The organism is Salinimicrobium aquimaris, assembly GCF_035607535.1.
Lineage (GTDB): Bacteria > Bacteroidota > Bacteroidia > Flavobacteriales > Flavobacteriaceae > Salinimicrobium.
The window spans coordinates 188,050-208,169 of sequence record NZ_JAYDZX010000011.1; the positions used below are offsets into that span (position 1 = coordinate 188,050).

18 protein-coding genes and 1 other RNA gene are annotated in these 20,120 nt (G+C 43.3%); 14 read left to right on the forward strand and 5 right to left on the reverse strand.

Annotated elements, in window-relative coordinates; genetic code table 11:
- Positions 1-120 precede the first annotated feature (120 nt).
- Positions 121-963, forward strand: a complete 843-nt coding sequence (locus VR862_RS11450; RefSeq protein ID WP_324721109.1) for a pirin family protein — start codon at positions 121-123, stop codon at positions 961-963.
- Positions 964-1,218: 255 nt separating this feature from the next.
- Here the strand turns inward: VR862_RS11450 and VR862_RS11455 are convergent, their stop codons facing one another.
- Positions 1,219-4,422: a cytochrome c biogenesis protein gene (locus VR862_RS11455; RefSeq protein WP_324721110.1), complete on the reverse strand. Its 3,204-nt coding sequence runs from the start codon at positions 4,420-4,422 to the stop codon at positions 1,219-1,221.
- Positions 4,423-4,547: 125 nt separating this feature from the next.
- Between VR862_RS11455 and VR862_RS11460 the strand changes: the two genes are divergently transcribed.
- The 9 genes from VR862_RS11460 (at position 4,548) to VR862_RS11500 (ending at position 13,614) form a co-directional block, all read left to right on the forward strand.
- The gene (locus tag VR862_RS11460; RefSeq protein WP_324721111.1) at positions 4,548-5,315 is read left to right on the forward strand and encodes a Rossmann-like and DUF2520 domain-containing protein; all 768 of its coding nucleotides are present in this window, start codon (positions 4,548-4,550) and stop codon (positions 5,313-5,315) included.
- The gene (locus VR862_RS11465) at positions 5,299-5,811 is read left to right on the forward strand and encodes a KdsC family phosphatase (protein ID WP_324721112.1); all 513 of its coding nucleotides are present in this window, start codon (positions 5,299-5,301) and stop codon (positions 5,809-5,811) included. The genes VR862_RS11460 and VR862_RS11465 overlap by 17 nt, the downstream gene beginning before the upstream one ends.
- Positions 5,808-6,134 (forward strand): DMT family transporter, encoded by a 327-nt coding sequence (locus tag VR862_RS11470; protein WP_324721113.1) that lies wholly within the window; start codon positions 5,808-5,810, stop codon positions 6,132-6,134. Before VR862_RS11465 ends, VR862_RS11470 begins: the two co-directional genes overlap by 4 nt.
- A 12-nt stretch (positions 6,135-6,146) precedes the next feature.
- Positions 6,147-7,058 carry a geranylgeranylglycerol-phosphate geranylgeranyltransferase gene (locus VR862_RS11475; protein ID WP_324721114.1) on the forward strand — a complete coding sequence of 304 codons (912 nt, stop codon included), beginning with the start codon at positions 6,147-6,149 and terminating at the stop codon, positions 7,056-7,058.
- A gap of 3 nt (positions 7,059-7,061) precedes the next feature.
- Positions 7,062-7,649, forward strand: a complete 588-nt coding sequence (locus VR862_RS11480; RefSeq protein ID WP_324721115.1) for a Maf-like protein — start codon at positions 7,062-7,064, stop codon at positions 7,647-7,649.
- 62 nt (positions 7,650-7,711) lie between these two features.
- Entirely contained in the window at positions 7,712-8,251 is a 540-nt protein-coding gene (locus tag VR862_RS11485; protein WP_324721116.1) for a mechanosensitive ion channel domain-containing protein, read from the forward strand.
- A 54-nt stretch (positions 8,252-8,305) separates the two neighbouring features.
- Positions 8,306-10,834: a PIG-L family deacetylase gene (locus tag VR862_RS11490; RefSeq protein ID WP_324721117.1), complete on the forward strand. Its 2,529-nt coding sequence runs from the start codon at positions 8,306-8,308 to the stop codon at positions 10,832-10,834.
- Positions 10,835-10,942: 108 nt separating this feature from the next.
- Positions 10,943-12,643: a sodium:solute symporter family protein gene (locus VR862_RS11495; protein WP_324721118.1), complete on the forward strand. Its 1,701-nt coding sequence runs from the start codon at positions 10,943-10,945 to the stop codon at positions 12,641-12,643.
- Positions 12,640-13,614, forward strand: coding sequence for a Gfo/Idh/MocA family protein (locus VR862_RS11500; protein WP_324721119.1), 975 nt, complete (start codon positions 12,640-12,642; stop codon positions 13,612-13,614). The genes VR862_RS11495 and VR862_RS11500 overlap by 4 nt, the downstream gene beginning before the upstream one ends.
- Before the next feature lie 311 nt (positions 13,615-13,925).
- Here the strand turns inward: VR862_RS11500 and VR862_RS11505 are convergent, their stop codons facing one another.
- From VR862_RS11505 to VR862_RS11515, 3 genes are all read right to left on the reverse strand, one after another.
- On the reverse strand, positions 13,926-14,774 hold the full coding sequence (locus tag VR862_RS11505) for a DUF2911 domain-containing protein (RefSeq protein ID WP_324721120.1): 849 nt from the start codon (positions 14,772-14,774) through the stop codon (positions 13,926-13,928).
- A gap of 90 nt (positions 14,775-14,864) precedes the next feature.
- On the reverse strand, positions 14,865-15,626 hold the full coding sequence (kdsB, locus tag VR862_RS11510; RefSeq protein WP_324721121.1) for a 3-deoxy-manno-octulosonate cytidylyltransferase: 762 nt from the start codon (positions 15,624-15,626) through the stop codon (positions 14,865-14,867).
- An 80-nt stretch (positions 15,627-15,706) separates the two neighbouring features.
- A complete protein-coding gene (locus tag VR862_RS11515; protein WP_324721122.1) occupies positions 15,707-17,146 on the reverse strand; it encodes an ATP-dependent DNA helicase in 1,440 nt (479 codons plus the stop codon).
- A 114-nt stretch (positions 17,147-17,260) separates the two neighbouring features.
- Here VR862_RS11515 and VR862_RS11520 point away from each other — a divergent pair, with 114 nt between their 5' ends.
- Genes VR862_RS11520 through VR862_RS11535 form a run of 4 tightly spaced genes read left to right on the forward strand, consistent with a single transcriptional unit; the run spans position 17,261 to position 19,647 of the window.
- On the forward strand, positions 17,261-17,911 hold the full coding sequence (locus tag VR862_RS11520) for a hypothetical protein (RefSeq protein ID WP_324721123.1): 651 nt from the start codon (positions 17,261-17,263) through the stop codon (positions 17,909-17,911).
- A complete protein-coding gene (locus VR862_RS11525) occupies positions 17,895-18,725 on the forward strand; it encodes a DUF3822 family protein (protein ID WP_324721124.1) in 831 nt (276 codons plus the stop codon). Before VR862_RS11520 ends, VR862_RS11525 begins: the two co-directional genes overlap by 17 nt.
- Entirely contained in the window at positions 18,722-19,255 is a 534-nt protein-coding gene (locus VR862_RS11530; RefSeq protein WP_324721125.1) for an RsmD family RNA methyltransferase, read from the forward strand. The genes VR862_RS11525 and VR862_RS11530 overlap by 4 nt, the downstream gene beginning before the upstream one ends.
- Positions 19,256-19,263: 8 nt before the next feature.
- On the forward strand, positions 19,264-19,647 hold the full coding sequence (locus VR862_RS11535) for a hypothetical protein (protein WP_324721126.1): 384 nt from the start codon (positions 19,264-19,266) through the stop codon (positions 19,645-19,647).
- Here VR862_RS11535 and rnpB read toward each other — a convergent pair.
- Positions 19,645-20,008, reverse strand: an RNA gene (gene rnpB, locus VR862_RS11540) — RNase P RNA component class A. The genes VR862_RS11535 and rnpB overlap by 3 nt on opposite strands.
- Positions 20,009-20,120: the final 112 nt, after the last annotated feature.

Consider the following 20,120-nt stretch of genomic DNA (forward strand, 5'->3'; position numbering starts at 1 on the left):
TTCCCGATTGCCGGGTGTGTTATAATCATTAACAGAAAATAATACTACCTCCTGATCTTTCATATGAACAATGGCAACAGGAATTTTGAATTTTAAATCTTGAATCTTGAACTAGAAAGCATGAGAACCGTCAAACGCACTTATAAAGCAGAATACCGGCCAATCGCCGATCTAATTACTTATTCTCCTATGCCCACCCGGCAGTTAAGGATGATCGACCCTTTCCTGTTCCTCAACCATCACGGGCCACAAAAATATGCTCCGGGAAATAATGGTCTACCTTTTGGTCCACACCCACACCGGGGCATGGAAACGGTGACCTTTATCCTGGATGGGGATATCGCTCATAAAGATTCCGGCGGAAATAACAGCGTGATCGAAAGTGGCGGCGTCCAGTGGATGACTGCCGGGAGAGGCCTGACTCATGCCGAAGTTTCTTCTGAAAAATTTAAAAAAGAAGGGGGACCGCTGGAGATCCTTCAATTATGGGTGAACCTGCCGAGCAGATTGAAAATGACAGATCCTGCTTATAAAGGGCTTCAAAAAGATGAAATTCCTGTAGCTTCTTTTGACGATAAAAAAGTTTTGGCTCAGGTAGTTTCGGGAGATCTCAATGGCACTAGAGGTGCTTTTGAAACACTGACTGATATTCACCTCAGCACACTTTTCCTAAAACCCGATGGTGTTTTCAGCACCAAAGTACCTACAGGCCACAACATTCTGTGCTATGTTATTGGTGGCGAGATCAAGATCAATGGAGAGATCATCCAGTCCCTGCACCTGGTGGAATTTAACAACGACAGTGAAGAGCTGCGTCTCGAAGCGCTAACGGAAAGTACTGTCCTGTTTGGTCATGCCAAACCATTCGATGAACCCGTAGTTGCCCAGGGGCCCTTTGTCATGAACACCATGGAAGAGATCGAACAGGCATATGAGGATTACCAGCAGGGGAAATTTGAGTAAGTAAAATTCAAAAGTTAAGGATCAGCATTTTTCAGAATCAAGATCGCTTCGCTGCAGGAATCAAGAGCCAAGACTCTTTTTCCACCAACTGCCCTCCACCTGTTTCGTCAAGGATCCTGGATCTCTCCAATCAGCTAGAATCTTTCTACTATAAAATCGTGGTTCAGAATAAAAGATTCATCAAAATTTGAACCTGACTGCCTCTAAACTATTCTGACCACTGACCACTGATCACTGACCACTGATCACTGATCACTAGTTCCCTTTCTTCTTCTTTACATATTCCGCTGTCAATCTGCTTCGATTCCCTTTCTTGTAGTATTTAGTGAATCTCCAGTAGGAAACAGCCCCTAAGATGGCCACTACAACGACTGAGTAATACACGAAATCCGGAGTAATAACTTTATCTCCGCTGGCATAGGAATGTAGCCCCGACAAGTAGAAGTTCACTCCGAAGTAGGTCATCATGATGCTGGCAAAAGCAACAATTGCCATGAAATTGAATAACCATCGGCTTCTCATTCCCGGTACCAGGCGCATGTGGATCACAAAGGCGTAGACCATTATACTCACCAGCGCCCAGGTTTCTTTTGGATCCCAGCCCCAGTAGCGTCCCCAACTTTCGTTAGCCCACTGGCCGCCAAGGAAGTTCCCTATGGTTAGCATTACTAAACCAATGGTGAGGGCCATCTCAGTAATAATAGTGATCTCCTTTATCGTGAGATCCATCTTCTTTTTGTTCTTTTTGGTGGTGAAGATCATAAGAATCAAAGCCACAGCTCCCAGGATCATTCCCAGGGTAAAAGGTCCATAACTACCTACGATCACCGAAACGTGGATCATCAACCAGTAAGAATCCAGTACCGGTTGCAGGTTGGCTATAGATGGATCCATCCAGTTCCAGTGCGCGATCATTAGGATCATGGAAGTTACAAAAGCCGTTGCAGCAATGGTCATATCACTTTTCCTTCCAAACAGGAGCCCGAAGAGCATAGTAGCCCAGGCCACATAGATCATAGATTCATAGGCGTCACTCCAGGGCGCATGTCCCGAAATATACCAGCGGGCAATAAGGCCTGCAGTATGTAAAATGAAGAAAACAATGATCGCCACTTTACTCACAGTGATCAAAGCTCGAATGGGTTTAGAATCTTTAAAGATCTGAAAGATCACAAAGATCAACATGAGCACCCCTGCGATCATGTACATTGAAAACAGGTTCCTGAAAATATCGTATTTATTGTAAAGGATCTCTGTCTCAATTTTCTTTTCTGAAGGCATTACCTCAGCACCAAATTTATTCTGAAAGCCTCTAATACTGCTCAGGAGTTCGTTCGCCTGAGTATAATCCCCGGTCTCTTTTGCAGTACGCAATGCACCAAAATACATTGGCAGGATCTGCCTGGTATAAACCGAATCCATTCCTTTGAAGCCGGCTTCTGCAGCTTCCGGAAAAGAAACCCATTTGTTATTCTCATGCCCGGGAATTGGAAAAATGCGAAGGATCTTTCCCTGTAGCGCATTGTACAGCAGATTCACTCTCCGATCTGTTTCTATGAAATCTTTTTCAAACTGGTCTGGTACCGCTGCCATGTAAGCCCGCTCCAGATAAGGCGCAAGCTTGTAATTTCCTTCCCTGTCAAAAAAGCTTGTTAGCGCCAGATATTTTTGATCTTCGGGAACTCCAAGTATATGCCGGATACTATCATTGTCTTTCTTCACATTGATCACCGGCACATTGTACCACATGGTTGGATTTTCGGTAAGGGAGATGATCACCTGATCTGACGTCAAACCTTCGTATTCTGCGCTCTTGCTAAGCTTCCGGAGTAATTCGGAAGAATAGGTGTTCACCGGTTTCATTCTTCCCCCCGCATCCTGTACTACCAACCGGCCGAATTGCGCCGCGTGTTCTTCAGAAACTACGTTGGCCTTGATGATCGAATCTATCCTCTCCTTAGGAATTACCAGCGGATTCTCGTGCTCATGACTTTCCTCCTGTGCGAAACCTGCAGTTGTAGAAAATAGTACCAGCAGAATTGCAGTAAGTTTAGCCTTCTTTTTCTTTACTTTTTCAAGCATAAGTTTCAATTCTCCAAAGCGCGAACCCTTGGCAAAAAGGATCCACATCAAGCCAATGTAAAGCAGTGTATAGCCGATATACGTGATCCAGGTGCCCCAAAAATCATGGTTAACTGAAAGAACCGTTCCTTTCTCATCGGGATCAAAAGATGCCTGGAAGAATCGGTAACCCTCGTAATCCAATACATGATTCATAAAAATTTCGTAGTCAAAGGTTTCCTCCTCATCGATCACAGTCACTTCACTTTTAAAGGAAGAGTAACTTTTCTCTGTACCGGGATATTTTTCAGCAATAAAATCGTTGAGTTTTATGGAGAACGGCAATTCGTATTCCTTTGAACCATACCGAATGTAGAATTCGAGTCCGCCCAGGTTGAGCTTTACAGGATCTGTAAGCCTTCCTTTTCCGCCGAGAAGTTTAACTGTTTCAGACTCTCCTGCAGTAGTTACTCTCACCACCGCAGCATCCATTTGGCCTTCCGTCTTTTCTTCGGTAGGAATAATATCATATTTACCCCTTATCACAGGATCGGGCAGGACGAACTGCATGCCGGCCATGTTGTATAGGGAGCGCAGTAATAACGTTTGCACAGAATCGGCCTTAACCTGTCCCTGCAGTTGATCGGCCATGCGCATATAAGTTCCTTCAAAAGGTGAAGAAATAGTGTACTCCCCATTTTCAAGAGTAATATTTATGGCACCATCTGTATATTTATTGAAGGCAAACAGCACGTTGTGGATGTTTGCGACCTCTCCTTCCTTGAGGTAGTGATCATGCCTGTCGCCTCCTCCGGCTTCCACGATCTTTAGGTAATTCTCACCTTCGGGATCTTCCACAAGGCCTTCCTCGGCGCCATGGATATAATCAAGGATCTCCAGTTTTACGGGTTGCCCGTTATAATCTGTATTAAAGGCAAACTCATTGGAGGCCCCGGGTGCAAGAAGTACTTCGTTTTCCACTACCCTTCTTCGCGGTTCCCCATTGATCTCCCCATCAATAAAGGTGGTCAAAAATGTCTTTTCTGAGAGGAATGTGTTTTCGGTCGCTCCTTCTCTTATCGGCATCATTCCTTCGTAGCTAATGTAGCGGGTCACAAAGGCTCCAACCAGGATAAAAATAAAAGAGAGATGGAGCAGTAGAGAAGACCATTTTTCCCTTTTGTGAAGCCGGAATCGCACGATATTCCCTGCAAAATTGATCACAAAAAAGGCCATGATCACTTCAAACCATAAAGCATTGTAGATCCAGACTTTGGCGGTTTCGGTACTGTACCAGTTCTCAATAAAGGTTCCCAATCCCAGTGCCACGGCAAACACGATAAAAAGAAAAGCCATGAGGCGGGTGGAGAATATGATAGAAGCTATTTTTTTCTGCATTGAGGGCTTGCTTTTAAAATGCTGCAAAAGTAATGAATTTATAAGGAATTAAGATTTTATTAATACCATAATCCGGGCCAAAATGAGCAGCAAAAGGAGTAAAAGAATTTTGGTAATTTAGCCGCATGATCGAGATCGTACTTTTGGGTTCGGGAAATGTCGCCACACATCTTTTCAAAGCTTTTTCGGCTGCGGAAGGGCTTCGGGTAAAACAGGTCTACAATCATTCCGAAAATTCCCTGGATTTCTTCAGAAGTAAAACTGAAGTTACAACAGATATCAATGAACTTGCTCCGGCCGATGTTTACCTGCTTGCACTGAAAGATGATGTCATTCCTGAGATTTCAAAAAAGCTAACACAGCAAAAAGCTTTGGTAGTACACACCTCTGGCTCTGTTTCTATTGATGCTCTGGACAATTGCTTGCGGAGGGGAGTTTTTTATCCACTCCAAACATTTTCAAAGGACAGGGAGGTGAATTACTGCAGCATTCCCTTCTGCCTGGAAGCAAATAATTCAGAAGATCTCGGGCTACTCAAAAAGCTGGCAGAAAAGATTTCCGGAAAGAGCTATGAGATCTCTTCAGAACAAAGAAAGAAATTACACCTTTCCGCAGTATTCGTGTGCAACTTTGTCAACCACCTCTATGCAGTGGGGGAACAGATCTGTCAAAAAAGCGAAATTCCATTTGATATCTTAAAACCTTTGATCCTGGAAACTGCCAGTAAAGTACAACACGCCTCCCCTGCCGGGGTACAAACAGGGCCGGCCATAAGAAATGACCGCTCCACTATCAATGCTCATTTACAGCTCCTGGAAGCTTCACAGGAAAACCGGGAGATCTATAACATACTAACTTCAGCAATTCAAACCTTTCATGGAAAAAAGCTATAAAGAATTCCTTACCCAAATAACAACTTTTATTTTTGACGTAGACGGCGTACTTACCGACGGCTCCATACAAATTAGTACCAACGGCGAACTTCTCCGCACCATGAACATAAAGGACGGATATGCTATGAAATATGCCCGTGAAAAAGACTACACGATCTGTGTGATCTCTGGCGGGAAAAATGAAGGTGTTCGCGCCCGACTTAAAGGTCTGGGAATAACCGATATTTACCTGGGCTGTCCAGATAAGGTGGAGCAAATGGAGGAATTCTTTGACATCTATGACATTAAACCGGCAGAAGTGCTATATATGGGGGACGACCTTCCCGATCTTTACGCAATGAAAAAAGTAGGGCTACCATGTTGCCCGCAGGATGCCGTGCCCGAGATCAAAGAGATTTCCCGCTACGTCTCTCACAAAAAAGGCGGAAAAGGTTGTGTTCGCGATGTGATCGAGCAGGTTTTGAAAGTTCAGGGTAAATGGGATGACCATAAATGAATTGGCTCCTTCTCATTATCGCCGGACTCTTTGAAGTAGGTTTTGCCACCTGCCTGGGAAAGGCAAGGGAAACTACGGGCAGCGCAACCATCTGGTGGATGACCGGTTTTTTCGTGTGCCTTGGCATTAGTATGTCTCTTCTCTACAAAGCAACTCAAAGCCTGCCTATAGGTACTGCATACGCTGTTTGGACGGGAATTGGCGCTTTTGGAACGGTGCTCATCGGGATCTTTGTTTTCAAGGAGCCGGTTCATTTTTGGCGTCTGTTCTTTCTCTTTACTCTCATTGCTTCTATTATCGGACTCAAATTCGTTTCAGCTTAAGCCATGCCCAAAATGTATTTTTTGAGTCTAATAAGGTTTCCCAATCTCCTGATGATCATTTTCACCCAGGTACTGGTAAAATATTTCCTGTTCGAACCTTTTGGAATTGACACCGTTCTTGATGACCTCAGCTTTTCACTGCTTGTGCTTTCCATGATCTGCCTCGCCGCAGCCGGTAATATTATTAATGACCTGCACGATACTGCAGCCGACAAGATCAATAAGCCTCAGAAACTGCTTATAGGCACGAAAATTTCTGAAAAAGCTGCCTGGAACTGGTTTATCGCGTTAAATATTATTGGGGTGGGAATAGGATTTTACTTAATCAACCTCGTAGGCAAACCTTCCTTTGTAGCTTTGTTCATTATACCTTCTGCCTTTTTGTATTTCTATGCTACCCAGATCAAGGGAACCATACTTGTTGGTAACCTGGTGGTAAGTATCATGGTGGCGATGATCATTGTGATGGTGGGAATATTCGATCTTGTTCCGGCAATTACACCCGAAAATCTCACCACTCAAAAAGTCATTTTTTCAATACTCATCGATTACGCAATTTTTGCCTTTTTGGTGAATTTCCTCCGGGAGATTGTGAAAGATCAGGAGGACATTACCGGAGATTATAATGCAGGTTATAAAACCCTGCCTGTGCTACTTGGCAGAAGCAGGACCAATTTCATCATTTTCGTCCTGGGACTTTTACCGCTTATGGGCGTACTCTATTATTTATATACTTACCTTTATGAGAACCGGGCTGCCATGCTGTATGTTCTTTTAACGGTGATAGGGCCATTACTGTACTTCCAGGTAAAAATAACAGTAGCCGGGCACAAAAAGGATTTTCACCACCTTAGCCTGGTACTTAAGTTAATTCTGGCCGCAGGAATTTTTTCCATTGGCCTCTATAGATTTGTTTTAATATAGATTATGCTACAGGAAAAATTAAAAGATTACAATATTATTTTGGCATCGGGATCTCCCCGGCGTCAACAGTTCTTCAGGGACCTGGGACTGGAGTTTGAGATAAGACTTCAACCGGTAGAAGAAAAATATCCTTCAGAATTAAAGGATGTCGAGATCACCAATTATTTGGCTGAATTAAAAGCTGCAGCTTTTGACGGGCAGCTTAAGACAAATGACATTCTGGTAACAAGCGACACGATTGTTTGGCATGAAGGGAAGGCTCTTGAAAAGCCGGCAAATCCTGCACATGCCCTGGAGATGATCAAAGCGCTTGGTGGAAAAACTCATGAGGTGATCACTTCAGTTTGTTTTAAAACTTCAGATAAGATCCGGACAGTCCATGCAATTACAAGGGTTACCTTCAGCAAACTTGAAGAGGACGAGATAAGGTTTTATATTGACAACTTCAGGCCTTTTGATAAAGCAGGAGCTTATGGGATTCAGGAATGGATTGGGCTAATTGGCGTTGAGCATTTAGAGGGAAGTTACTTCAATGTGGTGGGATTACCTACTCACCTGGTATATCAAACCCTTAGAGAGATTGCAGAATAAACCGGCATTTTTTCAGCTTTCCATATCCCAATAGTTATCTTTACAAAAATATAAATTCAGGAATGTTAGATTTCTTCTTGCTCAACCGGAATGAACTAATTTCTACCGCTGCTATTCTTTTAGGTCTTTGGATCCTTCAGCAGATCATGAAAAAAGCGGCCCATAGAGTGGGCAATCGCAGCGAGATCCATATCACCCGCACCAGGCTCATGTTCAAATACATCAATATCCTGGTCACGATCATTGCAATTTTTCTACTCTCGCTAACCTGGGGCTACAATGCACAGGAGATCGCGCTTATATTTTCTTCGCTTTTTGCCATTATTGGGGTCGCCATGTTCGCAATATGGTCAATGTTGAGCAACATTACTGCGGGAATAATTTTGTTTTTTTCTTTTCCTTACAAGATTGGAAGCCGAATAAAAATTCATGATAAGGACATGCCGCTGGAAGCAGTTATTGAAGATATACGCGCTTTTCACCTGCATTTAAGGACCCTGGATGGCGAATTGATCACTTATCCAAACAACCTTATCCTCCAAAAAGCAGTCTCGCTTGTAGAGAAAGATTATTGCGCCGATGAAGGGAAAGATGCTCTTTAAAAAAGATTACTGCGGAATCTTATTATATTTGAGAGCTTATCAAAAGAAAATCCTATGCGGAAGCTTTTTGCCCTCGTTCTTTTAATCCTTACCGGCACTGTACAGGCCCAAAAACCTGAAAAATGGAACTCTTCTGAAATTTATTCTGAAATAGAGAAGCTAAATTTTCTGGGGTCGGTGCTTTATGTGGCAGCACATCCCGATGACGAGAACACGAGGCTTATCTCCTACTTTAGCAATGAACTCAATGCCCGCACGGCCTATCTCTCACTTACCCGGGGAGATGGCGGCCAAAACCTTATTGGACCTCAACTGAGGGAGTTGCTGGGAGTGATAAGGACTCAGGAGTTGCTTGCCGCCAGGAAGATTGACGGCGGAGAGCAATTTTTCACCCGCGCAAACGATTTTGGATACAGCAAAAACCCTGAAGAAACTTTAAGCATCTGGAATGAAGAGGAAGTGCTTAAGGATGTGGTACGGGCTATTAGGTCGTTTAAACCCGATGTGATCATCAACCGGTTTGATGCTAATTCAGCCGGAGAAACCCATGGCCATCACACTTCTTCAGCAATTTTGAGCAGTCGCGCTTTTGATCTTGCAGGAAAAAAATCAGCTTATCCTGAACAGGCAAACGAACTGGGAACATGGCAGCCAAAAAAGCTGTTTTTTAACACCTCTCCCTGGTTCTATGGATCGCAGGAGGAATTTGATGCTGCAGATAAGTCTCATTTCCTCACTTTTGACACCGGAGTTTACTTTCCACTGAAAGGATTATCAAACACCGAGATCGCCTCTTTAAGCCGAAGTCAACACCAGTCGCAAGGTTTTGGCAGCACCGGAACCCGCGGCAGTGCTTCAGAATATATTGAGCTTCTTAAAGGAGATCATCCAAAGAACAACAATGACGTATTCCACGGAATCAACACCAGCTGGAGCCGTGTAAAGGGTGGAAAAGAAATAGGAGAGATATTGGAGAAAGTTGAGCAGAACTTCGATTTTCAAAACCCGGCTGCCAGTGTACCCCAACTCATAAGAGCATATCAACTCATCCAAAATCTGGAAGACCAACACTGGAAAAAAGTAAAATCTAACCAGATAAAAGATATTATTGCAGCTTCTCTAGGGCTTTATCTCGAGGCTGTTGCGAATTCTTCCCTCGCCACTCCCGGAGAAGAAGTTAAGTTAAACCTGGAGGCTATTAACCGGAGTAACATCCCGACACAACTTGTCTCAATAAAATTACATCCCGGAGAAAGAGAAATTCCAATCCACCTTCCTCTTGCCAATAACAAATCTTCTCTCGAGATAGTAGACTTTATAATTCCCGAAAATGTCAATTTCACGAGTCCTTACTGGCTTAACAAAGAAGGGAGCCTGGGCATGTACAAAGTAGAGAACGATGAACTTATAGGCTTACCTGAAACTCCGCGAGAGCTCAAAGCAGAGTTTGTGCTTAAGATCAACAACGTAGAAATCCCTTTCCAAAGGAATATAACCTATAAATTTAATGATCCTGTAACGGGCGAGTCCTATAGGCCTTTTGAGGTGGTGCCCGCGGTTTCGGTCACTGCCGGCACAGAGGTAATGGTGTTTGCCAATGGTGCGCCTGGAACAATTCCTGTTACGGTAAAGGCAATGAAAAATGGCATTTCAGGCACCCTTAAACCGGGTAACTTGCCGGGTTGGAAGATCACTCCCGAAAATCACATTTTTGGACCCCTACAAAAAGGACAGGAGGTGACTTTTAATTTTAATGTACAGCCTCCTTCAGTTCAGAATAGATCAGCTTTTAATCCGGTGGCAGTTGTGGATGGAAAGGAATATTCCAAATCGGTAGTGCAAATGCATTATCCCCACATTCCGCTGCAGACATTGGTGCTTCCAAACAAGACTCAGCTGGTAAAACTGGACATCCAAAAAAGAGGAAGATTAATCGGCTATATTCCGGGAGCAGGAGATGTCGTGCCACAGGCACTGAAACAAATAGGTTACACTGTAGAGATTCTTGATCCTAAAACAATTTCAGCAGGTAGTTTGAAGAAATTCGATGCCGTGGTGGTGGGAATTCGGGCGTATAATACTGTGGAGGAATTGCGCTACCGGCAACCTGCACTATTTGAATACGTAGAGCAAGGCGGAAATCTCATCCTCCAGTACAACACCAGCCGCGGATTGGTCACAGAGGAACTGGCTCCTTATGAACTGGAACTTTCCAGGGACAGGGTGACAGATGAGAATGCGAAAGTCACATTTTTGGCACCCAATCACCCAATCCTCAATTCTCCAAACAAGATCACTGCCGAAGATTTTGAAGGTTGGGTACAGGAACGGGGTCTTTATTTTCCGGATAATTGGGCTGAGGAATTCACTCCAATTCTGGCGATGAACGACAAAGGAGAAACACCAAAAAAGGGAAGCCTTTTAGTGGCTCCCTACGGTAAAGGCAACTTCATTTATACCGGCCTCAGCTTCTTCAGGGAATTTCCTGCAGGTGTGCCGGGGGCGTTCAGGTTGTTTGCCAATATGATCTCGCTGGAAGAAAATACAGCCCCAAAATCTGCCGGTAATAATTCTGCGAATTAATGGAAGCACCTAAGAAATATCAGTGGAAGAAAGCTTATACGGCTGTGCTTATTGCGAATGCGGTTTACATCTTTCTTTTTTATATCCTCATGACAACTTTCTCCTGATATGCAGCATATTGACTGGATCATTTTAGCCGGAACTCTTGTTTTCATCGTAACCTATGGCGTTTATAAGACCCGCGGCAGCAAAAATGTTCAGGATTATATTCGCGGAGGTAACGAGGCCAGGTGGTGGACGGTAGGATTATCGGTTATGGCGACCCAGGCCAGTGCGATCACCTTTCTCTCCACCCCGGGACAGGCTTTCCACGACGGGATGGGATTTGTTCAATTCTATTTTGGACTGCCAATAGCCATGATCATCATTTGCATGGTGTTCATCCCAATCTACTACCGGCTGGAGGTCTACACCGCTTATGAATACCTCGAATCCAGGTTTGATCTAAAGACGCGGACTTTAACGGCATTTCTATTCCTCGTCCAACGCGGACTCGCTGCCGGAATCACCATTTTTGCGCCTGCTATTATTCTCTCTGCAGTTCTGGGCTGGAACCTCACTACCTTAAATATTATTATCGGAATTCTGGTGACCATTTACACTGTTTCCGGCGGAACAAAGGCTGTGAATGTTACTCAAAAACAGCAAATGGCAGTAATTTTCTTCGGAATGGTGGTGGCATTGATCCTCATCATTCAATACCTTCCGGAAGAGATCACCTTCACCAAAGCACTTGAAATCGCAGGTGCCAGCGGAAAACTGGACATCCTGGACTTTTCATTTGATCTTGAGAACCGCTATACTTTTTGGAGCGGAATGATAGGCGGCACCTTCCTCGCCCTCTCCTATTTTGGAACAGACCAGAGCCAGGTGCAGCGGTATCTATCAGGGAAATCTGTAAGACAGAGTCAGCTGGGCTTGATCTTCAACGGACTTCTAAAAGTCCCGATGCAGTTCTTTATTCTGCTGGTTGGGGTGATGGTTTTTGTCTTCTATCAGTTCAATTATTCCCCTCTTAATTTTAATCCGGCGGCAACAAATGCGGTAGCGAATTCTGAACTTTCTTCTGAATATGAACAGCTACAATCGGAACTTGAGCTTATTCAGGATCAAAAACAGCAGAAAACCCTTCAATATGCCAATGCCGGAAATTTTCGCGAAGGAGATAGAGATACATTTAAAAATGAGTTGATTCAATTGAATGAATCTGAAATTCAGGTGCGGCAGGAGGCAACAGAACTTATCAGCAAGGCAAATCCTCTTGTTGAGACCAATGACAAGGATTATGTGTTTATCCATTTTATTCTAAACAATCTTCCGCGGGGACTTATAGGACTTTTATTAGCGGTTATCCTTTCGGCTGCTATGTCTTCCACAGCATCAGAATTAAATGCGCTGGCATCTACTACTATGATCGATCTTTATAAACGGAACGTCGGGGAAAAGAGTCAGGAGCACTACGTGCGTATGTCCAAATTGTTTACAATGATCTGGGGGCTTATTGCCATAGCCGTAGCCAGCATAGCAGATCTTTTTGACAATCTTATTCAGTTGGTGAACATTATTGGTTCACTTTTCTACGGAAATGTGCTGGGGATTTTTCTCCTCGCGTTCTTCATTAGCTACGTAAAAAGCAACGCAACCTTCATTGCTGCCTTGATAACGCAAGCAATCATTTTTGTTCTTTACTTTCAGGATGTAATGCCTTACCTGTGGCTCAACCTCGCAGGTTGTCTCCTGGTTATTGCCATTGCGATATTACTACAAAGTTTTCTTCCGAAGCATTCCCCTAAAGTCATTAAAGAATGAAAGCTGAAAAAATAAAATGGGCAATCCTTGGCCCCGGAAAAATTGCCGCAAAGTTCGCCACCAGTCTGCGGCACGTTGAAGATGCCGAAATTTATGCTGTAGCCAGCAGGTCTCTTGAGCGGGCAGAGGATTTTATAAATAAGAACGGAGGTAAAAAGGCTTTTGGCTCATATGAAGAAATGCTGCAGGATGAAGCAGTAGATGTTGTGTACATTGCTACTCCTCATGTTTTTCATTACGAGCATACCCTACTCTGCCTGCAAAATGGTAAAGCAATACTATGTGAAAAGCCTTTTGCCATTAACCGGCAACAGGTAGAAGAAATGATCTCCACAGCCAGAGAAAAGCAGGTTTTCCTGATGGAGGCGATGTGGACACCTTTCCTACCACACATCCAATTTGTTATAGATCAAATAAACTCCGGAGCATACGGGAAGATCAAAAAACTTACCGCCGACTTCGGATTTAACGCTCCTTATAATGAATCCGGAAGGCTATTTCTGAAAAGTCTTGGGGGCGGCAGCCTTTTGGATATAGGAATTTATCCTGTTTTTCTGGCTCTTCACAGCCTTGGCCTCCCGGAAAAGATCCAGGCCAAAGCTCAGCTAGGTAAAACAGAAGTTGATGAGATCTGTGATGTCGTTTTTTCCTATTCAAACGGCGTGACAGCTGAATTGCACAGCACCATCATTAAAAAAACCCCGACGGTTGCCGAATTTGAATTGGAGAAAGCCAACATCAGGATTAGTTCCAGGTGGCATGAACCTGCAACTGTAACTATTGCCACTCCCGGGGAAACCACAACTAAAACCTTTGATGTTGCTTCCTTTGGCTATGAATACGAAGCCCGGCATGTTCAGGAAATGCTGAGGAAGGGCAGAACAGAAAGTGATGTAATGAGCTTTGAAAAGAGCCTGCAGCTAATTTCCGTGCTGGATGAGATAAGGAAGGAAATTAGGCTGGAGTATTAAACGCCATAATTTGGGCTAAAGCCTTGGGGACGAAATAATGAACCCCTGGCTGAAGCCAGAGCTTTAATGATGATTTCCAGTATCTTACATATCCTAGTTAAAGCTGCAATCTCGCTGTTTCATAGTTGCACATCGAGTTCTCGAAACTCAAATTACGATGCATTTTGATTGATAAAATATAAATAATATGCAATGCCCCCGGCTTCAGCCGAAGGTTGCAGAGCAACAGGAGTCCGGGCTTTAGCCCAATCCTTTTAAGCACAAAAAAGCGGCCAAAAAGCCGCTTTTTGAGAGGTATTAAAAAAATTGTTTTATTTCGCTCCCCATTCCTTTAGAGAGTCCTTGTTCATTTTCACATAATCCTTGTTACCGGCTTTTTCGGCAGCGGCCAAAGAAAGTTTTGCAGTTTCAATAGCCTGCTTCTTCATACCAAGATCTGCCTGAATAAGAGACTTCCTTCTTAGCATCCAAAAAGGAGCATCTGCCCCCTGCATTTCAATTGCTTTATTTACCCACTCTAAAGCCTGCTTGTTGTCTTTCTTCTCATCGTGGTAGTAGGTCGCAGCAGCAAAGTAATCATTAGCCGAAGGCCCGTTCATTACACGCTGAATGCTGGCCATGGCACGTTCATCTGTAGGTACATTGATTGGCAAGGTAGCCACTGTATTTTCCCAGATGAAATTAAGGGCGGCGGAATCATTTTGAAGTTCATCAAAAAGAATTGTGAAAGTCTCCATTGACAGTGGCATCTCCTGCACATTTGCAGTTGCCTTTAGCGCCACCTTGCTTTCATCCCATTGCTGAGGAAGACCCCAGTTATTACTGTCTTTATAGAAGATCACTTCCCATTTATCTTTCCCGGGAACAGTGTAAATAGCATAAGTTCCTTCTTTTAGTTCCTTTCCATTAATCTCGACATCTGTATCGAAGGAAATAGTAGTGTTGTTGTTGGCACCGGTGCGCCACTTTTCCCCATACGGTACAAGATCACCAAAGATCGTCCTGCCCTTCATTCCCGGGCGGGAATAGTTTACAGTGACTTTTGAAAGACCTACCTGCTGTTCAATTTTAGCCGAGGGACTTGGCTGTGGGACCTGGATCTGAGCTGTAGCAAAACCGCTCAACAGTCCCGTAAATAGAATGAATAGAATTTTTTTCATGATCGTTTTTAGTTAGTTTTTCCAAATATAGAGATTTTAAGGGATGATGCCTTCAAGGAAATTTTCAAAAGCGCTCAAGAAAACATCTTTCTATTTTCCTTTTTCCTTCTCCAGCAGTTTTCTGGCCTCCTCAAGGTCTTCAGGAGTATCAATTCCTACACCACGCACTTCTGTTTCAACCATCTTGATGTTTTTTCCATACTCAAGATACCTTATAGCTTCGATCTTTTCCGTAGCCTCCAGCTTGAGCATGGGATACCTGTAGAAATCCATCAACGCCTGTTTTCTAAAAGCGTAAATCCCCACATGTTTGAACCAGGTTGCTCCACTGTTCTCATCTCTCGGATAAGGAATTGGAGAACGGGAAAAATAGAGAGCAAATTCTTCATTATTTGTGATCACTTTGACGTTATTTGGATTGTTGATGTCTTTTTTATCCTGCAACGGAGTTTTCAGGGAAGCCAGGTCAATGAGGTGGGCATCTTTACCACTAAAGACCTCAAGCAGCAGCCCAAGACTTTTGGTATCGATCATTGGCTCATCCCCCTGAACATTCACCACAACATCTACATCCATGTCTTCTACGGCTTCGGCAATACGGTCACTCCCGCATTCGTGCTCTTTTTTGCTCATTATAGCCTTTCCGCCATTTGCAGTGATCTCTTCAAATATAATATCACTGTCGGTCACCACATATACCTCTTCAAAAAGTCCGGTATCTCTGGCGGCTTCATAGGTTCGCAAAATAATAGTCTTGCCATGGAGATCCTGCATCAATTTGCCCGGAAAACGTGTTGCGGCATAGCGCGCCGGGATCATAGCAATTGTTTTTAGAGGCTTTTGAGTAGACATTTTTTAAGAATTATACTTCCTCTTTAAGAAGGAAATTTTTATTAAAGATTTTTATAAGGTTCCCGTAATGACATTTTTGACTACTCTGCGTGGGCAAAAAAATCATCTTTAAATCCAATTAGATATAGTTTATCCTGTGCACGGGTTACTGCTGTGTACAACCACCGCAGATAGTCCCGGTCAATCCCGTTGGGCAGATAAGGCTGCTCTACGAAAACAGTTTTCCATTGTCCCCCCTGGGATTTATGACAGGTCATGGCATAGGAGAACTTTATTTGCAAAGCGTTGAAGTACTTGTTGTTCTTCACCTTTAGAAATTTTTTGTATTTCGTTCGCTCCTCTTCATAATCCTTCATCACTTCCTGGTAAAGCTTATTTGATTCTTCATAAGTGAGGGAAGGATTATTACTCTCCAGGGTATCCAAAAGCACAACAGTCTCTATTGGCTCCATATTTGGATAATCCACCATCTGTGCCCTTATCTCGGCAAACCTGAACCCGTAAAGTTCCCTGATCGCAAAGATCTCCAGCACCTTAATAATATCACCATTGGCAATAAACCCTGCTTCGCTAGATGGTTTGATCCAAAAATAATTATTCTTCACCACCATGAGGTAATCCCCGGCAGAGATCTCTTCTTCCTGAAATAATATCCTGTTCCTTATTTGTTGATTGTAGAGGTTCGCACGTTTATTAGAGCGTACAATAATAGTGGTGTCTTCATGACCTAAATTGCGGTAGGAGTCCTCAATGGCCTCCATGATCTCATAGCCATCCACCAGCCTTATCACATCTTTTTTACTGCTCAATTCAAAGCTGAAGCTCTCGTAAAACTCCTCCCTTAGCGCCTCTCTAATTAACGTTGCGTTATGCAATATGTCACTTTCCTCACTTTGCCGCACCACCTCGTCCAGCTCGATATGAGTTACATCCCTGAAATAGGACGTTTGCAGTCTTTGCTCCTCCAGCGCCGGACTCACCTCCAGCTTTACAGGTGGCAGCTGTGCAGTATCTCCAATAAGGATCAAACGACAGTTATTTCCCGAATAAACATATTCAATGAGATCATCAAGCAGGGAATTGTTTTCAAACATCTGCGCATCTGTATTGACATCGGGGATCATTGAAGCCTCATCAACAATGAAAATACTATTGCGGTGTTTATTCGGCTGAAGGACAAAACTGACTCCGGCGCCCGACTTTTTCTTCGGAAAATAGATCTTCTTATGAATGGTAAAAGCCTCCCGGCCGGAGTAGTTGGAGATCACTTTAGCAGCACGGCCTGTTGGTGCCAGGAGAATTCCGCTTTTCCTCACCTGCCACAGGTTCTTTACCAGGGAGCTGATAATTGTGGTCTTTCCAGTACCGGCGAACCCCTTTAAAAGAAACAGGGAATCTTCCTTCCCATCTACCACAAAAGTTGCCAGCTGCTGCAGAGCAATATCCTGTTTAACTTTAGCTTCAAATTTTAGATCTTTGAGTAGTAATTTATAGAAGTTTGCGGCGTTCAGTTTCTCCATGGTAATATCCTCAAAGCCCAAAGATAACAAGGTTTTTTTCGGAAGAATCTTTTACGAATAAAAAAAAATTGTAGATTTGCCTGAATACTTAATTAAATCTTAAACTGCACCCGCATGAAACTTGTCATTCAGTTAGTTCTTTGGATTGTGATTATTTTCCTTGGATACCTGGTTTTTAATTCCGTTTATCAGCCTATAAAATTCAATGAAGTCAAAGAGGCAAGATACGCCAAAGTAATTGAAAACCTCAAGGATATAAGAGATGCAGAACTGGCTCACCGTACAGTGACCGGAAAATTTGAAGGAAACTGGGATAATCTTGTTCGTTTTATAGATACTGCACAATTTACCCTTACCCAAAGGAGAGATACTACGGTAATGGATGAGGAATATAGAAAGACTTACGGTGTGGACCGCCGAATAGAAATTGTGGTGATCGACACTTTAGGATATAAATCTGTAAAAGATTCTCTCTTTAAGGGATCCGACCGTTATAAGACAATGATGAATGTGCCTATTGAAGGAGTGAACGAGAAATTCCAGCTATCTGCAGGTACAGTTGATAAAAGCGGAACCAAGATTCCTGTTTTTGAAGCTAAAGTTGCTAAGGAAGTTATTCTTTACGATCAGGATCCGGATCTTGTAAACCAGGAAGAGCAGGTAGTATCTGTAGATAACGTTAATGGTCCATTCATTAGGGTTGGTTCTATGGAAGAAGTTAATACCAGCGGTAACTGGCCAAAGATCTATGGTGACGCCGAATAAAGAAGTGAATAACCCAAATATAAAGTTGTCCATTCAGGTTAGCCTGAATGGACTTTCTTTTTGTGCCCTTTCGAAGGACGAGAAAAGAATCTTATTCTTCAAGGATCTTCTGTTTTCACGGAAGCTGAATCCTGCTCAGGTACTTCAGCAAATAGAAAAACAATACGAGCAGGAGGCATTTTTGAGAGATGAGCAGCCCGAAGTAATTGTGTTGTTTTCAAATGAGCTCTACAGCCTTGTGCCCCAAAACTTTTTTGAAGAAGAAAATGCTTCGGAATATCTTAAATACAACACCAAGATCCTGGAAACCGACTATGTGGCCCATGACGAGATACCTTCCGCAGAAATGGTGAATGTATACATTCCTTACACGAACATCAATAACTTCTTTTTTGAAAGGTATGGGGAATTCGAATACAGGCATTGTGTAAGCGTACTGGCACAGGAATTCCAGATTCAAAATCGCTTTCAAACTGATGGCACAAGAGTTTACCTAAACAGCTTCCCAGGTGGATATGATCTACTGGTGTATCAACGAGGTCAACTCCTGCTGGCAAATACCTTTAAGTGCTCGACCCGGGAAGACTTCATATACTACCTGCTTTTTTGCGCCGAACAACTTGATCTGGATCCCTCCAGCTTTGAGCTAATGCTGCTTGGCAGGATCAAAGAGAATTCAGATTATTACGATATTGCCTATACATATGTAAAGGAGATAAAATTCATGAATACCGCATTCGGTTTCCTCTACAATGCAAAAGAAGAGCCGCCCAAAGGTTATATGCATTACACGCTTTTTAAAGTACTTGAATGAGAATAGTATCAGGAATACATAAAGGAAAGAGGATCATTGCCCCCAAGAAATTACCTGTAAGGCCTACCACAGATTTTGCGAAGGAGGCACTTTTCAATATTCTCAATAACCAGTACCATTTTTCAGCCTTGAAGGTCATAGATCTTTTTAGCGGCACGGGTAACATCACCTACGAATTTGGATCCAGAGGCGCTGTGGAGATCATTGCTGTTGACACGCATTTTGAATGTGTAAAATTCATCAACACAAAAGCCGCAGAACTTGACCTTCCTGTAAGGACAGTGAAAAGTGATGTTTTTAAGTTTCTTCAGGCTACGGGAGAAACAGCGGATATCATCTTTGCCGACCCTCCATACAATTTTGAAGCCGACAAACTTCAGCAGATTGTCGAACTCACCTTTTCCCGAAATCTCCTTGAAGAAGGAGGTTCTTTGATCATTGAGCATAGAAAACAAGTTGATCTTTCTCAGCTGGATCGCTTCACCGAAGTGCGGAAGTACGGAAATTCTGTATTTAGTTTTTTTGTTTAAATTAGAGGATGGTGTTACCCTTGAAATTGCTTGAGCTGGAATTTACCGTACTTGAATTCCACAGTAACTACGTGTTGTCCATACCAAGGGAAGGGCAGGTGCTGGAAGGAAAACAAGTTGCCGACCTCATAGAAGTTTGCAGTGATTTTTACAAGAGAAAACCATTTGTTTATCTTTCTTATCGTGTTAACGACTACAATGTCAATCCTACCATTTATCTCGACCTGGACAAGGTTAAAAACCTGGTGGGAATTGGTGTTGTGAGTAAGAAAGTCTCCTCACTCAACATGGCAAATTTTGAAAAGAGATTCTGTAAATTGCCGTACGAGATCTTTCTGGACCTGGAGCCGGCCCGGGAGTGGGTAAAAGAAATTGTCCGGGAAAAAAAATAAAAAAGCAGACCTGTAAGCCGGATTCTGTTTCCCTTCCCGTCCCGAGTTCTCGGGACCGGGAGAGACCCTTATCATTTATCTGAAACTTTTGTTACCAAAAGTCTTTAGCTGCCTACCCTCCGGCAACGGACGGGCAATCCTTAACAGCCGGTATACATGGCATTGCACCGCATAGAGTTTACCTGATTTCACTACAGCATTACCTGTACATCCTTTCTGTTGCACTAGTCCTGATCCCGCCCCGATCCCGATAATTTTCGAAACGGAACGAAACCGATGGGTGTTACCCACTATGCTGCCCTATGGTGTCCGGACTTTCCTCCTTCCGCCAAAAACGGAAAGCGATAAGGCGGTCTGCTTTGGGACAAAGATACATTTATAATGCCATTTTTGAGAGGTATGGATTTTGAGTCATTCCGGGTAGTGTCAACAGATTTTTGTGGATAAAAACAGAGGGATTCCCCCCTGCTTCG

Bases quoted from the DNA above. Each gene is read 5' to 3' on its own strand.
- VR862_RS11450 (WP_324721109.1), top strand. From the start codon at position 121: ATGAGAACCGTCAAACGCACTTATAAAGCAGAATACCGGCCAATCGCC.
- VR862_RS11455 (WP_324721110.1), bottom strand. From the start codon at position 4,422: ATGCAGAAAAAAATAGCTTCTATCATATTCTCCACCCGCCTCATGGCT.
- VR862_RS11460 (WP_324721111.1), top strand. From the start codon at position 4,548: ATGATCGAGATCGTACTTTTGGGTTCGGGAAATGTCGCCACACATCTT.
- VR862_RS11465 (WP_324721112.1), top strand. From the start codon at position 5,299: ATGGAAAAAAGCTATAAAGAATTCCTTACCCAAATAACAACTTTTATT.
- VR862_RS11470 (WP_324721113.1), top strand. From the start codon at position 5,808: ATGAATTGGCTCCTTCTCATTATCGCCGGACTCTTTGAAGTAGGTTTT.
- VR862_RS11475 (WP_324721114.1), top strand. From the start codon at position 6,147: ATGTATTTTTTGAGTCTAATAAGGTTTCCCAATCTCCTGATGATCATT.
- VR862_RS11480 (WP_324721115.1), top strand. From the start codon at position 7,062: ATGCTACAGGAAAAATTAAAAGATTACAATATTATTTTGGCATCGGGA.
- VR862_RS11485 (WP_324721116.1), top strand. From the start codon at position 7,712: ATGTTAGATTTCTTCTTGCTCAACCGGAATGAACTAATTTCTACCGCT.
- VR862_RS11490 (WP_324721117.1), top strand. From the start codon at position 8,306: ATGCGGAAGCTTTTTGCCCTCGTTCTTTTAATCCTTACCGGCACTGTA.
- VR862_RS11495 (WP_324721118.1), top strand. From the start codon at position 10,943: ATGCAGCATATTGACTGGATCATTTTAGCCGGAACTCTTGTTTTCATC.
- VR862_RS11500 (WP_324721119.1), top strand. From the start codon at position 12,640: ATGAAAGCTGAAAAAATAAAATGGGCAATCCTTGGCCCCGGAAAAATT.
- VR862_RS11505 (WP_324721120.1), bottom strand. From the start codon at position 14,774: ATGAAAAAAATTCTATTCATTCTATTTACGGGACTGTTGAGCGGTTTT.
- kdsB (WP_324721121.1), bottom strand. From the start codon at position 15,626: ATGTCTACTCAAAAGCCTCTAAAAACAATTGCTATGATCCCGGCGCGC.
- VR862_RS11515 (WP_324721122.1), bottom strand. From the start codon at position 17,146: ATGGAGAAACTGAACGCCGCAAACTTCTATAAATTACTACTCAAAGAT.
- VR862_RS11520 (WP_324721123.1), top strand. From the start codon at position 17,261: ATGAAACTTGTCATTCAGTTAGTTCTTTGGATTGTGATTATTTTCCTT.
- VR862_RS11525 (WP_324721124.1), top strand. From the start codon at position 17,895: ATGGTGACGCCGAATAAAGAAGTGAATAACCCAAATATAAAGTTGTCC.
- VR862_RS11530 (WP_324721125.1), top strand. From the start codon at position 18,722: ATGAGAATAGTATCAGGAATACATAAAGGAAAGAGGATCATTGCCCCC.
- VR862_RS11535 (WP_324721126.1), top strand. From the start codon at position 19,264: ATGGTGTTACCCTTGAAATTGCTTGAGCTGGAATTTACCGTACTTGAA.